The organism is Halogeometricum limi, from assembly GCF_900115785.1.
GTDB classification, from domain to species: Archaea; Halobacteriota; Halobacteria; order Halobacteriales; family Haloferacaceae; genus Halogeometricum; species Halogeometricum limi.
This window is the reverse complement of the sequence record NZ_FOYS01000006.1, coordinates 164,869-178,170: the sequence shown is the minus strand read 5'-3', so window position 1 is coordinate 178,170 and position 13,302 is coordinate 164,869. Positions and strand designations below refer to the sequence as shown.

Here is a 13,302-nt window from a genome sequence, read left to right as displayed (position 1 = left end):
CTCCCACCCCGCCGGACACTTACTGAAGAACCTGACTCGAAGCGACGGCGTTCTCAGTTCGCTCGTTCTCCCGACGGCTCTCCGGGCGTCGAGCTATCGGTCCGAATCTCGAACCGTGCGCCCCCCGACTCGCTCTGGGTGACGCTCACCTCCCACCCGTGCGCGGTGGCGACGGTGCGGACGATACCGAGGCCGAGACCGGTTCCCTCGGGGTTCGTCGTGACGCCGGGGTCGAACACCGTGTCTCGCTTCTCTTCGGGGATGCCGAGGCCGTCGTCTTCGACGAAGAACCCGCCGTCGTCCAGTCGGCCGACGCGGACCGTGACGGGCCGGTCGGGGTTGTGCTCGACCGCGTTCCGAAAGAGGTTCTCGAACAGTTGTTTCAGTCGCCCCTCGTGGGCGGCGACGACGCCGAGTTCGTCTTCGACGTCGAGCGTGCTCTCGGTCTCTCCGGCCGCCGTCTTCCACGAGGAGTGGACGACGCTCCCCAGAAGCACCGTCTCCAGTTCCTCGACGGGTTGGCCGTGCCGAGCGAGGTCCAGCATGTCTTCGATGATACGGCGTATCCGTTCGTGGGCGTCGGCGATTCGGTCGATGTGCTCGGCCACGGCGTCGTCGTCGTCGGGATAGTTCGCCCGGAGGAGTTCCAGTTGCCCGGACGCGAGGTTCAACGGGTTCCGCAGGTCGTGACTGACGACGTTCGCGACCTGTTCGAGTTGTTCGTTCTGCGATTCGAGTTCGCGTTCGTGTCGTCGGAGGAGCTGCTCGCGTTCGACGCGTTCGAGGGCCGCACTCGCGTTCGAGGTGAGGATGCGAGCGAGCGAAACGCGCGAGTCGTTCATCTCACCCGGCGTGCACGACCCGGCCATCAACACCCCCTCGTCGCCGATGGGGAGGATGAGTTCGCTCCGTATCTTCGTGTCGGGGTTCGCCACGTTCGGGTCGGCGGCGACGTTCTCGAACACTTCTCCTTCGCCGGTCTCGAACACCCGCCACGCGACGCCCGTTCCCCGGGGTATCTCCGACACCTCGACGACCGAGTCGGCGACGTCCGTCCTCGCCTGCGCGACGAGTGCGTCTCTCTCGGGGTCGTAGAAGGCGACGCCGTTGAGGGGGTAGTCGAGGATGTTCGCGGCCGCATCGCTCACTATCTCGGCGACGTCCTCGCGCGTCGTCGCCGTCGTGAGGTCTCGGGTCGCACTGTGGAGTGCGTTCAATCGCTCCTGATACCGCACCCGCTTGCTCACGTCGTTGATGATGAGGACGACGCCCCGCGGGTCGTCGTGGTATTCGTGGCCCCGCAGTCCGTCCTCGGAACGAACGTCTCGAAGCGGGGAGACGCTGACCTCGACGTGGGTTATCTCGGGGAGGTCCGCTTCGAGTTCGAACCGTTCGTTGTCCGAGTCGTCTTTCAGAATCCGTTCGACGGCCGACCGTACCGTCTCGTACGCGTCGTCGTCGATGGTATCGAACTCCCGGAGTATCGAGAGATGACGACCGGCGAGCGAATCCGGCGACTCGCCGAACCGTTGCGCGACGTGTTCGTTGGCGAACTCGACGCGGAGGTCGGTGTTTAGGATGCAGGCTCCGTGTGGGCTGTTCCGCACGAGGTTCTCGTAGCGGCGGAGTTGCTGTTCGCGTGCCCGACGTTCGGTCACGTCGCGGGAGTTGACGACGATACCGTCGATGCTCTCGACGGGGTCCGCGCGGGCGATGGCTTCGAGCCACACCCACGACCCGTCGGCGTTGAGGATTCGGAACTGCTCCATCTCCACCGTCGTCGGGTCGGCGTCGTACATCTCGTTGAGGGTCCGTTCCATCCGGTGTCTGTCGTCGGGATGGATGAGTTGGAGGACGTTGACTCCCTCCACTAGTTCGGCCGGTGCGCCCAGTATCCGTTCGCAGGAGGGACTCTGGTACTCTATCGTTCCGTCGCGGGCGATGATGCTCACGAGGTCGGACGAGCGTTCGATGAGCGCTTGGAACCGCTCTTCGACTCGCTCTTCTTCGCTCACTTCGCGGACGGACCCGAGGACGGCTTGTCTCCCCTCGTATTGGATGAGTTGCACGCTGAACTTGCAGCGTCTCGTCGTTCCGTCTTTCGTGACGATTCGCGCGCCGTACCGCGACGGGACGTCGGGACTCTCGTTCTTTCGTTCCTGCGCGATGTGCCGGACCCGTTCTCGGTCGTCGGGGTGCAGGAGACTCCAGATGTCCTTCTCTACCAGTTCGTCCTCGCTGTACCCGGATAGCTCGCAGGCGCGGCGGTTGACGAACTTGAACCGGTCGTCCTGATAGATGTAGATGGCGTCGTGACTCCGCTCGACGACGGTCCGGTACAACTGCTCGCTCTCGCGGAGTCGACGCTCGACGCGGTAGTGTTCGACGGCGTTGTGGATGCGGTTCGCGAGCAGTTCGTACTGTTCCGCGCGAGTCTGCTTTTGGATGTAGTCGGTGACGCCCTCGGAGATGGCTTCGCTCGCTACCTCCTCGCTTCCGCGACTCGTGAAGAGGACGAACGGAAGACGCTCGTCGCGGTCGCGAACGCGACGCAACAGGTCGATGCCCGTCGTCTCTCCCATCTCGTAGTCGCTCACGACGCAGTCGATTGGTTCGGCGTCTGTCTGCTCGCCCGCCGTCGAGTCGCTGAGACGTTGCACGGCGGCCTCGGGGTCGATTTCGCTGACGACGTCGAATCCGCGGCGTTCGAGATGTGTCGCGACTAACTCGCCGAAAGCCGGGTCGTCGTCGACGTGGAGGACGCGGACCGTCTCGGTCATTGGAACCGATTGTGGGTTGTACTACTTATCGGTTCTCACGACCGTTGTTCTGGAAGACCTGTCGCTACGGCTTCGGCCGAGTGCGTCGCCGGAGACGTCACGTACCGCGAGACGTTCGCGTCTATCCTCGTCACACGCGTGAACGAACACCACTCTGTCCGCTGTTCTCGCGCCGGAAACCCGTCTCACGGCGCGAGACGGCGACGTCTACGCGACGTGGCCGCCACCGTCCACCCACACCGTCTCGCCCGTCACGTAGGAGGCGTCCTCGCTGGCGAGGTAGAGGTACGCGCCGGCCAACTCTTCGGGTTCGGCTGCCCGGTGGGGTAGTCCCGGCGTCTCGCCCTCCGGTTGCATCTCCTCGGCCTCTTCGGCCCACCCCTTGCGAATCTCCGTCGCGACGGGGCCGGGGGCGACGGCGTTCACGCGAACGCCCTCGGGAGCGAGTTCGAGGGCGGCGCTTCGAGTTATCATCCGTATCGCGCCCTTCGTCGCCGCGTAGTGCGAATGGTCCCACGCGGCGCGTCCCTGCGTGTCCGAGGAGGTGTTGACGACGACGCCGTCGACGCCTCGCGCTATCATGTCGTTCGCCGCGTACTGCGTCCCGAAGAACGCGCCTCGGGCGTTGACGCCGTACACGTCGTCGAACTCCTCGGGCGTCACGTCGCGAAAGCGCGTCTTCGTGTAGACGCCCGCGTTGTTCACCATCACGTCTACCCCGCCGTACTCGCGGGCGTGGTCGACGAGTGCTTCGACTTCGGCGGGGTCGGACACGTCGCAGTCCGCGTACTCGGCCTCCCCGCCCGCCTCGCGTATCGCCTCGTGCGTCGGACGCGACGCGTCGGGGTCTTTCGACTCGGCGCGCACGTCCGCGTTCACGACCATCGCTCCCGCGTCGCCGAACGCGAGTGCGACGGCCCGTCCGATGCCCGAACTCCCGCCCGTCACCACTACCGTCTCGCCGGAGAAATCTGGGTCGAGTCGTCCCATAGCCCTCGTTCGGCCGCCGCGCTGAAGGGTCGTCCGGCCGCGGAAATTCCCATCGCTTCTACAACCTCCACAATTTTTACAATTTTTACAAACTTCACAAATCCTAAACACCCTAAAACGTGTCCTTCCGGGAGCGATGCGCGAGAACACTGCAGACGTCGGTTCGGGCGGTGACGCGACTGTCTCGACGCTGGCGCTGATGCGGCCATTCCGGCCGGGAGGGTACCGCGACTACGTGGGTTGCTCGAAGGGTGACCGCGCCCCGTCCGGTTCGTAGCCGGGGAGGGTGATGAGGTTGCGCCGGCCGAGCGATATCTTCGTCACCTCTCCCTCGTCGGCCATCGACGAGAGGACTCGACTGACCGTCGCCTTCGACCACCCCGTCTCCGAGACGATGGTGCTCTGTTCGAGTCGACCGCCGGCGTCTTCGAGGATGGCGACGATTTCGTCCTCGCGCGTCAACGGTTCGTCGTACGGGTCGGGTCCCGTCGTCTCCGCGTCGTCGACCCCGGGTTCGGGTTCGTCGACCGACTCCTCGTCGACGGCGGTTCCCGGTATCGGGTCGGGCGTCGTCTCTACGGCCGTCTCCACCGGCGTCGCGATAGTCTCGCGGGCCGATTCGGTGGTCGCGACGGCGGCACCGCCGGCGGACCCGTCGTCGTCGTCGGTCTGTGCCGCCGCGCCGCCGCGCCGGCGCCACCAGAGGTAGCCACCGCCGACGGCGAGGAGGAGGGCGCCGACGACTGCGACGCCGGCGTCCGGCGAGAGCGGTGTGGAGGGTTCGGCGGCCTGTCCGGGGTCGCTTCCCTGTTCTATCTCGACGCGGTCGCTGACGCCGTCGCCGTCGGTGTCGGCCTTGTTCGGGTCGGTGCCGTGGACGTTCACTTCCGCGCCGTCGGAGAGTCCGTCGCCGTCGGTGTCGGCGGTGTTCGGATTCGTCTTCGTCTCCTCGACCTCGACGGCGTCCGCGAGGTTGTCGTCGTCGGTGTCGGCCTTGTTCGGGTTGGTCTCGTACGTGTTGACCTCGTCACCGTCGGAGAGTCCGTCGCCGTCGGTGTCGGCCTTGTTCGGGTTCGTCCCGTAGGTCCGTATCTCGGCGGCGTCCGTGAGGCCGTCGCCGTCGGTGTCGGACTTCGTCGGCGACGTGGAGTGTTGGTTCACTTCGGCACCGTCGGAGAGTCCGTCCCCGTCCGTGTCCGGTTCCGTGGGGTTCGTCTCGTACGTCGACACTTCGAGCGAATCACCGAGTCCGTCGCTATCGGTGTCGGACGCCGTGGGGTCCGTCTCGTACTGGTTCACTTCCGCGCCGTCGTTGAGTCCGTCGCCGTCGGTGTCGGCCGTCTTGAACCCGGTCTCGCCGTTCACTTCTCGCTCGTTCGAGAGGCCGTCACCGTCGACGTCACCCGACTTCGTCATCACGAAGACGGCTCCCTTCGTGACGACGGTCCGTTCGCCGGAGTCGTTCACGAAGACGGTCTGCGCTCCCGTCACGTCGGCGGGCCAGTTCGGAACCGATATCGTGGTGGTCGCACTTCCGTTCCCGGCCGCGCACGCGACAGACGAGTTCCCCTCGGCGGGGCCGACGCACACCGACGCCGACGAGGAGAGCGACTGTGCCGTCTCGACGCGGATGTCGGTCGCCGAAGACTGCCAGACGTACGTGGTGCCGTCGATGGTCGCTACCACCTCGGAGGTGACTGTCGTCCCGGGCGCGGCGACGACCGGTGCGGCGGAGACGCCGACGAGGACGAGTACGACCGCGGCGAACAGCAATGTGGAACGGAGCGCGGTTGAAGACATGGCGATTCTCGTTGTACGTACTCTCTAGACGTTTCACTCAAAAACTTACTGGCTCGTGTCGGTTATCAGTATAATGTGACGATAAGTCGGTGAAAAATTTGAGAACTTCAACTGTTCTGACCAGTAGTAAAACAGACTTGTTTCGGCGAGGTCTGCCGCGAGTCGGCCCGTATCGATTCATCTAGCGGCGGGTCTCCGGGGCGTTTGAAACAGTCCGTCTTTCGAATGCGTTAACGACGGTCTGGACGCCGGAACAGTCGTGAAACAGTGGAAGTGGTCGGAACGAGTATTACTGTCTTTATCCACCCACCTCCTTGCATAGGTTGGTGGCACCGTAAGGCACCTCGACGAACGAACGACGGCCGCTTCCCCGCCGCTGGCCGTCCTCGTTCGGGGTACCGAGCCATCGTCAGGCAACAGAACTGCGGTTCCGGACGACCCCGGTCGGTCACAGAGCACCCCACTCCGAGCGCCGACCCGACGTATCCCCGCCTCCGCCGCCTCCGTGGCGGCGCTCCCATCCCGTATCGCGGGGGTACACCCGTCGCATCCCCAGCGACCTATCACGTCGTCCGACTGCCCGCACCGAGCCCGCGCGTGACGTCGCATCCCGCATCCCCATCCCGCAGACGTTCCATTCACCGCGCGCTCGGGCGTCCGGACTCCCCGTCCGGGACCGTTCTCCCGTGCCATTTTCTCCGGGTTCCCCGCCCGGATATCCAACTCTGCCAAAAGCGTTTAGTACCGGGTATAGGGTTTGTCGGCCGCTAAGAGTTCTTGTTTCACATTATCCGGATTGGAACGATGAAATCGGTCGCAACGGGTATTGGGGCCTTTATCCCTCACCGCCATCTGGTGAATCGATGGTAGACCGAAAGATCTTGGCTGCATGCCTCGTCGCAGCACTGATGCTGTTCGCAGGCTGTTCCGGTTCCAGTGGCGCGAGTACAGAGAACAACTCCTCCGTGGGCGCGACCACGGACGGTGTCAGCGAAGACACCGTCACCGAGATGGAAGAGACCTCCGAGATGGCGACCGAGGAGGAGACGACCGAAGAGGAGACGGAGACGCTGACCGAGGAAGAGACGACGGAAGATTCCTCGATGAACGAGACCACTGAGGAATCCTCGATGAACGAAACCACCGAGGAGTCCTCGATGAACGAGACGTCCGACAACTCCACGACGACGAACGAGACGGACGAGACCGAAACCGAGACGTCGGCGTAACTGACGTCACCCACGTTCGAATCGGGCCGCCGCGTCGGACACCGAACGGATGAGTTCCCGTGTTCGACATCTCATCCCCGCGGTCCCCCTTCTTCGGCCCGCTTTCACGTCCGAGGAGTCGCATCACTCGGAAAACTGCGCTTTGCGGTCCGCGACTACTCGTCTAGCCGCGCCATCTCGTCGTCCGTCAGGTCGAGATGCGTGGCGCCGACGTTCTGCTTCAGGTGCTCTACGTCCGACGTCCCCGGTATCGGGAGGATGACCGGCGAGTGGTGCAGCAACCACGCGAGCATCACCTGATACTCCGTCGCGTCGCGGTCCGCGGCGACCGATTCCAGCACTTCTCTCTTGTCACCGAGGTCACCCGCCGCGAGGGGATACCACGGGATGAATCCGATGTCGTAGTCCTCACACGCCGCCAACACGTCGTCGTCCTCGCGGTGACCGAGGTTGAAGCGGTTCTGCACCGTCGCGATGTCGACGATATCCCGGGCCGTCTCCAACTGGTCGACGCTGACGTTGCTCACGCCGATGTGCTCTATCACGCCCTCGTCTTTCAGTTCGGCCAGCGCCGTCACCGACTCCTCGAAGTCCGTGTCCGGGTCCGGACGGTGGTACTGGTAGAGGTCGATGGAGTCGACGCCGAGGCGGTCCAGACTACACAGGTGCGCGTTCCGGAGGTAGTCCGGGTCGCCGTGCGGAATCCAGTCGCCGTCGCGGTTCCGGAGGAGTCCCCCCTTCGTCGCGACGACCAGGTCCTCCGGGTACGGTGCCAGCGAGTCGTGGATGAGACGTTCGCTCACGCCCGGTCCGTAGGAGTCCGCGGTGTCGATGAAGTCGATTCCGAGGTTCACCGCCGACTGGAGGACGTGTTTCGCGTCCTCCACGTCGTCCGGTTCGCCGATGATGTCCTCGCCGGTGACGCGCATCGCCCCGTACCCCAGTCGATGAACCGTCAGTTCACCGCCGATGTCGAACGTGTCGCTCTCGTTTTGTAGCATCCTGCTATCCGAGGGCCGGGGAGGTGGTAAACGGTCCGGCCAGTGCCCGGACCCACGGCTATCTGTGGGAGCTATTCACACGAATTCGGAGGGAAGGAAGCCCGAGAGCGTCAGACACGCGGCAGACGGGACACAAGACTTTTATTCAATCTCACATACCATTCGAGTACGGTGACCGAACGACGGTCCGCGGGCGCGCCGGGTAGGGGTACTTGACGCGAACGCCGACTGTCGTTCACTCCTTATTTCATAGACCGTGCTCGGAGAGCGACAGCGTTACCGAGACGGTCGAGAACGTGCTTTTCGCGGGTCGAGGACTCTCTCGCGTACTGTTGGGAAACCGCCGATTGGTTCTACACCTCGGGCGTCTCCATCACCTGCGGGACGCCCTGCGCGACGATGGTCTCGCCGACGACGTACGACGAGGCGGGCGAGGCGAGAAACTGCGCGAGGTCGGCTATCTCCTCCGTGAGACCGATGCGACGCTCGACTTCGTCGCGGTCGATGTTCTCTCCGGAGACGCCCATCTGCGACTCGACGCCCGGCGTGGCGACGAACCCCGGCGCGATGCAGTTCACGCGGACGCCCTCGCTCGCCCACTCGTACGCCAGCGTGGTGGTGAGGTTGACGATGCCCGCCTTCGCCGCCCCGTAGTGGCTCATGAACGGTGCGCCCTGCGTCCCGGCGACGCTCGCGAGGTTGAGAACCGTCCCGCCGCCGTCTCTCAGGTACTCGCCCGCGGCCTGCGTGCAGTGGTACGTCCCCGTGAGGTTGATTCCGACGATGGTCTCCCACCCGTTCTCGGAGATGTCGTCGAACGACGCCATGAACGACGCGCCCGCGTTGTTCACGAGGCAGTCGACTCCGCCGAACTCCTCGACGGTCGCTTCCACGAGGGCCTCCACGGCGTCGCGGTCGGTCACGTCGCACTCGACGGCCAACGCCTGACCGCCCGTCCCGTCGCCGTCGCCCGTTCGCTCGTTGATACCGTCTGCCACCGGGTCGACGTTCTCCTGTTCGCGCGAACAGACGACCACGTCCGCGCCGCCCGCCGCGAACTGTTCGGCGATGGTCTTCCCGATACCGCTGGACGCGCCCGTGACGATGGCCGTCTGTCCGGCGACGCCGAATCGGTCCGTCGTCATTGTTCCGCCTCGTTCTGCGAATCGTCTGTCATCGTCTCTCACGTCTCGTTCACTGGTAATCAATTTTCGGTGAGAGTTATCAACGTAAAATCGATGGGTCGTAGACAAAATCGTTAAGACTTGCTGCACACAACTGTGTGCATGGGCAAGACAGAGTACCGAAACGTCCGTCTCACCGAGGCCGCGTATCGCCGACTCGAGATGCGAAAGCAGGACGGAGAGTCGTTTTCGGATACTGTCGAACGAATCGCCGGAGAACGCTCGCTTCTCGACCTCGCGGGAATCCTCTCGGACGAGGAAGCCGGCGCGATTCGCGGGGCGATTCGAGAACGCGACGAACAGTCGCGCGACCGTCTCGACCGCCTCAGCGAGCAGTTGGACTCGTGATCGTCGACACGAACGTGCTGATACGGCTGATGCAGGGGAACGAGCGAGCGATGCAGAGAGTCCGCGAACTGGAACGGAATCACGTTCCGCTCACGCTCTCGTCGATGACGCTGTTCGAACTGTACCACAGTATCGAGCGGGTGAGCAACCCGGACCAACGCCGTCGACAGATCGAGATGGTCCTCGACTCTCGACCCGTCTACCCGGCAGATGACGCGGTGATGAAGAAAGCGGGTCGATTAGACGGACGCCTGACCGACGACGGTCGGCAGATCGGTATCGGCGACTCGATAATCGCGGCCACGGCACTCGTTCACGAAGAGTCGGTGCTCACGGAGAACGCTGAACACTTCGGACGCATCGAGGAACTAGACGTCGAATCGTACTGAGTCACTCCTCGTACCGCGTGACGCCCTCGATGGCCGAGGGGTCCACATCGCGGAAGGCGTCTCGGGCGACGACGCGTTTGTGAACTTCGTCCGCGCCGTCGATGAGGCGGAACGCCCGCACGTCCTCGTAGAAGTCCGCGAGCGGCAGATCCTTCCCGATTCCGTTGCCGCCGCACAGTTGCAGGCAGTCGTCTATCACCTCCTGCACCACGTTGGCGGTGAACGTCTTGGCCATCGACACGGGGACGCGCGCCTCCTCGCCGGCGGCGATTCTGCCGGCGGCGTCGCGCACCATCGTCCGAACCGCGTGCAGGCGCGTCTCGGCTTCGGCGACGGTGAACCGGACGGACTGCTTCTCCGACAACGCGCCGCCGAACGCCTCGCGCTCAGACGTGTACGCTTTCGCCACCTCCAACGCACGCGAGGCCATCCCCGTGTAGCGCATGCAGTGGGTCAGTCGCGCCGGACCCAACCGTTGCTGGGCGTGCGTGAATCCTCGGTTCTCCTCGCCGAGGAGGTTCTCCTCGGGGACCCGAACCTCGTCGTACCGAATCTCGGCGTGACTCGACCCCAGTAACTCGCCGCCGACGTGGGGGATGTCGCGGACGATTTCCACGCCCTCGGTGTCCGCGGGGACGAGAAAGAGCGAGGTGCCCTCGTAGGGATGCGCGTCGGGGTCCGTCCGCGCCATCACGATGAGCACGTCGGCGTCGCTTCCCTGCGTCGTCCACCACTTGTGCCCGTCTATCACCCACTCGTCGCCCTCCTTTCGCGCTTCGGTGCGAATCATCTTCGGGTCCGACCCGCCGCCCGGCGCGGGTTCGGTCATCGAGAAGCCCGAGCGAATCTCACCGGCGACGAGGGGTTCGAGATAGTCGGCTTTCTGCGCCTCCGTCCCCACCAGTTCCAGCGTGTGCATGTTCCCCTCGTCGGGCGCGGCGACGTGTATCGCGGACGGGCCGAGCAGACTCCGGCCCGCCTCCTCGAACGCGGGAAGCACGTCGCGGAAGTTCAGTCCCTGCCCGCCGTACTCCGTCGGCATCTGCGGGGCGTACAGGTCGCGTTCTCGCGCCTCCTCTCGGAGGGTCGCTATCTCCTCGTCGGGGACGGGGCCGTCGCCGAGGTAGTCGCGTTCGACCGGGACGACGCGTTCGTCGACGAACTCGCGCACCCCCGCCGCGAGTTCCCGCGCCGCGTTGGTGTCGTCGTACTCCATACTCACCACTCGGAATCGAACGGTGTAAATCTATTTCCGCTCTCGGGTTATCGTCGCTAACGGAGCTGAACACAGTGAGCGACGACGGCGACGACGGGACCGAAACGCACGGGGGCGACGACGCGTACTTCCGGCGACTCGTGGACGAGGACGCCCTCCGCGCGTACCTCGAAACCGAACTCGGCCCCGCGTCGACGTTCGAGGTGACGCGCCACCCTGCGGGCCACTCGAACGAGACGCTGTTTCTCACGTGGGGCGACCGACGGTTGGTGATTCGCCGTCCGCCGCCGGGCGAGACGGCCGAGACGGCCCACGACGTCCTCCGCGAGCATCGGGTGATGGACGCGCTTCAGGAGACGCCCGTCCCCCTCCCCGAGACGGTGCTGGCCTGCGAGAACCACGACGTCCTGGGCTGTGACTTCTACGTCATGTCGCGCGTCGCGGGCGACGTTCTCCGCGAGACGGAACCGGAACGGTTCGCGAACGAGAGCGCCAGACGACGACTCGGCGAGGAACTCGTCGACACGCTCGCGGCCATCCACGAGGTGGACCCCGCGGCGGTCGGACTCGCGGACTTCGGTCGGGCCGAGGGCTACACCCGGAGACAGGTCGACCGCTGGGGGAAACAACTCGCGTGGGCGTTCGAGCGAACGACCGAGGAACGTGAGGTGCCGGTCCTCCGCGAGGTGGGTGCGTGGTTGGACGAGAACGCGCCCGAGACGCACCCGGAGACGCTGGTCCACGGCGACTACAAACTCGACAACGTGCTGTACGGTCCGTCGTCGGACCCCGAACTCCGGGCGGTGTTCGACTGGGAGATGAGCACGCTCGGCGACCCGCGCGCGGACCTCGGGTGGATGCTGTCGTACTGGCGCGACGCGGGCGACCCCGACCCGGCCGTGCCGGAGTTGGAGACGACGTTCATGGAGCGTCCGGGCTACCCGACCCGGCGCGAACTCGTCGACCGGTACGAACAGCGGACGGGAACCGAGTTCAGCCACCAGCGGTTCTACCGCGCGCTGGCCGTCTACAAACTCGCGGCCCTCGGCGAGATGTTCTTCCGCCGGTATCTGGAGGGCAACAGCGACGACCCGATGTACCCGCTGATGGAGGAGCGAGTCCCCGCACTCGCCGAGCGAGCGAAGCGAATCGTCGACGGCGAGGAACCGCTCTGAACGGTAGGTGACGCGGCACCGAACCGGGCGACGGGGACACGACGCAACTCATTTGTAACTCGTGCGTCAACTCCTCGCCGATGCCCTCCACCACGCTCGCCATCGACGCGGCGGACCTCACGAAACGGTACGGGTCGACCGTCACCGTCGACGGCCTCTCGCTCTCGGTCCCCGAGGGAACCGTCTACGGATTCTTGGGTCCGAACGGCGCGGGAAAGACGACGACGATGCGGATGCTCACCGGACTCTCCGAACCGACGAGTGGGACGGCGTCCGTCGCCGATGCGCCCGTCACCGACCGCGACGCGCTCAGGGGGCGAATCGGCTGCATGCCGGAGGAACCGCCGCTGTACGAGCAGGCGACGGCGTTCGAGCAACTGGAGTACGTCGGCGGCCTTCGCGGCCTCTCGGCGGCCGCCGTCCGCGACCGACCGAGCGACCTGTTCGACGCGCTCGGACTCGACGCCGTCCCGTCGGCGTCGCCCGCGCTCCTACGCTCCGCCGCGGCGCTGGTCGTCGTCCTCGGCGGTGTCCTCGCCGCGCTCTCTGGCTACCAACTCACGCTCGACAGGGTTCGCGACTACGGTCTCCCGTAGTCTCTCAGACGGCCCGCGGACGTCACTCCCCGCCGAGACGTTCGAACAGTTCCGGGTCCGTGCGGAACTTCAAGACGTTGTGGACCGCCGAGTTCCGGAGGTTCGACACCACCTTCCCGTGGTGTTTGTAGAACTCGTGAATCCACTTCGACTGCGCCTCGGGCGACTCGAACATCATCACCGACTTCCACTGGTACTCGCCGTCCGAGAGGAAGTAAAAGAGCGTGTGCGCGTCGTCGCGGATGGACACCATCGCGTCGTGCCACTCGTCGGCGAAGTGCTCGGGGTCGAACTTGAACTCGAACAGCGCGAACGTGTAGTACTTCTCGTTCGGGACGATGGCCTCTCGGAAGACGCCCTCCTCGCGCATCCGCCGAATCGTCTCGCTGACGGTGACGTGGGACACGTCGATGTCGTGCTTCTCGGCGAGTATCTTCGTCAACTCCCGAGACGAGCGCTGCGGGTCGGCGGCCAACTCGCTGAGGATGACCGTGTCGCGGTCTTTGAACGTCCAGTCGGGGGCGTCGTCGCTCATTCTCGTCTCCCTGATTTTCGTCGCCCGTCCTGTCGTTTTCGGTCGCTCACGGCCGGTCG

Annotated in this window: 12 protein-coding genes; 5 read left to right on the top strand and 7 right to left on the bottom strand. The window is 65.0% G+C overall.

Translation table 11 applies throughout. The annotated features are described in order from the left end of the window. Positions 1–53 precede the first annotated feature (53 nt). From BM282_RS16510 to BM282_RS16500, 3 genes are all read right to left on the bottom strand, one after another. Positions 54–2,780: a PAS domain S-box protein gene (locus BM282_RS16510; RefSeq protein ID WP_089883080.1), complete on the bottom strand. Its 2,727-nt coding sequence runs from the start codon at positions 2,778–2,780 to the stop codon at positions 54–56. 207 nt (positions 2,781–2,987) lie between these two features. Further along, positions 2,988–3,770, bottom strand: coding sequence for an SDR family NAD(P)-dependent oxidoreductase (locus tag BM282_RS16505; RefSeq protein WP_089883078.1), 783 nt, complete (start codon positions 3,768–3,770; stop codon positions 2,988–2,990). 231 nt (positions 3,771–4,001) lie between these two features. Beyond that, the gene (locus BM282_RS16500; RefSeq protein ID WP_089883076.1) at positions 4,002–5,570 is read right to left on the bottom strand and encodes a helix-turn-helix transcriptional regulator; all 1,569 of its coding nucleotides are present in this window, start codon (positions 5,568–5,570) and stop codon (positions 4,002–4,004) included. An 863-nt stretch (positions 5,571–6,433) separates the two neighbouring features. Between BM282_RS16500 and BM282_RS16495 the strand changes: the two genes are divergently transcribed. After that, positions 6,434–6,799 carry a hypothetical protein gene (locus BM282_RS16495; RefSeq protein ID WP_089883074.1) on the top strand — a complete coding sequence of 122 codons (366 nt, stop codon included), beginning with the start codon at positions 6,434–6,436 and terminating at the stop codon, positions 6,797–6,799. A gap of 155 nt (positions 6,800–6,954) precedes the next feature. Here BM282_RS16495 and BM282_RS16490 read toward each other — a convergent pair whose 3' ends face one another. Both BM282_RS16490 and BM282_RS16485 read right to left on the bottom strand, forming a co-directional pair. Then, entirely contained in the window at positions 6,955–7,800 is an 846-nt protein-coding gene (locus BM282_RS16490; RefSeq protein ID WP_089883072.1) for an aldo/keto reductase, read from the bottom strand. Between the two features lie 353 nt (positions 7,801–8,153). Next, the gene (locus BM282_RS16485; protein WP_089883070.1) at positions 8,154–8,945 is read right to left on the bottom strand and encodes an SDR family NAD(P)-dependent oxidoreductase; all 792 of its coding nucleotides are present in this window, start codon (positions 8,943–8,945) and stop codon (positions 8,154–8,156) included. Between the two features lie 141 nt (positions 8,946–9,086). On the opposite strand from BM282_RS16485, the gene BM282_RS16480 reads away from it, so the two are divergent. Continuing rightward, positions 9,087–9,332 carry an antitoxin VapB family protein gene (locus BM282_RS16480; protein WP_089883068.1) on the top strand — a complete coding sequence of 82 codons (246 nt, stop codon included), beginning with the start codon at positions 9,087–9,089 and terminating at the stop codon, positions 9,330–9,332. Beyond that, complete coding sequence (locus BM282_RS16475; RefSeq protein WP_089883066.1) at positions 9,329–9,721, top strand: type II toxin-antitoxin system VapC family toxin; 393 nt, start codon at positions 9,329–9,331, stop codon at positions 9,719–9,721. The genes BM282_RS16480 and BM282_RS16475 overlap by 4 nt, the downstream gene beginning before the upstream one ends. A 1-nt stretch (position 9,722) precedes the next feature. Here the strand turns inward: BM282_RS16475 and BM282_RS16470 are convergent, their stop codons facing one another. Further along, positions 9,723–10,937: an acyl-CoA dehydrogenase family protein gene (locus BM282_RS16470; protein ID WP_089883065.1), complete on the bottom strand. Its 1,215-nt coding sequence runs from the start codon at positions 10,935–10,937 to the stop codon at positions 9,723–9,725. A 74-nt stretch (positions 10,938–11,011) separates the two neighbouring features. On the opposite strand from BM282_RS16470, the gene BM282_RS16465 reads away from it, so the two are divergent. Both BM282_RS16465 and BM282_RS18900 read left to right on the top strand, forming a co-directional pair. Then, positions 11,012–12,112: a phosphotransferase family protein gene (locus tag BM282_RS16465; RefSeq protein WP_089883063.1), complete on the top strand. Its 1,101-nt coding sequence runs from the start codon at positions 11,012–11,014 to the stop codon at positions 12,110–12,112. 80 nt (positions 12,113–12,192) lie between these two features. Next, complete coding sequence (locus BM282_RS18900; protein ID WP_089883061.1) at positions 12,193–12,708, top strand: ATP-binding cassette domain-containing protein; 516 nt, start codon at positions 12,193–12,195, stop codon at positions 12,706–12,708. Positions 12,709–12,730: 22 nt separating this feature from the next. On the opposite strand, the gene BM282_RS16455 is transcribed toward BM282_RS18900, so the two are convergent. Beyond that, entirely contained in the window at positions 12,731–13,243 is a 513-nt protein-coding gene (locus BM282_RS16455; RefSeq protein ID WP_089883059.1) for a winged helix-turn-helix domain-containing protein, read from the bottom strand. Positions 13,244–13,302: the final 59 nt, after the last annotated feature.

Bases quoted from the DNA above. Each gene is read 5' to 3' on its own strand.
- BM282_RS16510 (WP_089883080.1), bottom strand. From the start codon at position 2,780: ATGACCGAGACGGTCCGCGTCCTCCACGTCGACGACGACCCGGCTTTC.
- BM282_RS16505 (WP_089883078.1), bottom strand. From the start codon at position 3,770: ATGGGACGACTCGACCCAGATTTCTCCGGCGAGACGGTAGTGGTGACG.
- BM282_RS16500 (WP_089883076.1), bottom strand. From the start codon at position 5,570: ATGTCTTCAACCGCGCTCCGTTCCACATTGCTGTTCGCCGCGGTCGTA.
- BM282_RS16495 (WP_089883074.1), top strand. From the start codon at position 6,434: ATGGTAGACCGAAAGATCTTGGCTGCATGCCTCGTCGCAGCACTGATG.
- BM282_RS16490 (WP_089883072.1), bottom strand. From the start codon at position 7,800: ATGCTACAAAACGAGAGCGACACGTTCGACATCGGCGGTGAACTGACG.
- BM282_RS16485 (WP_089883070.1), bottom strand. From the start codon at position 8,945: ATGACGACGGACCGATTCGGCGTCGCCGGACAGACGGCCATCGTCACG.
- BM282_RS16480 (WP_089883068.1), top strand. From the start codon at position 9,087: ATGGGCAAGACAGAGTACCGAAACGTCCGTCTCACCGAGGCCGCGTAT.
- BM282_RS16470 (WP_089883065.1), bottom strand. From the start codon at position 10,937: ATGGAGTACGACGACACCAACGCGGCGCGGGAACTCGCGGCGGGGGTG.
- BM282_RS18900 (WP_089883061.1), top strand. From the start codon at position 12,193: ATGCCCTCCACCACGCTCGCCATCGACGCGGCGGACCTCACGAAACGG.
- BM282_RS16455 (WP_089883059.1), bottom strand. From the start codon at position 13,243: ATGAGCGACGACGCCCCCGACTGGACGTTCAAAGACCGCGACACGGTC.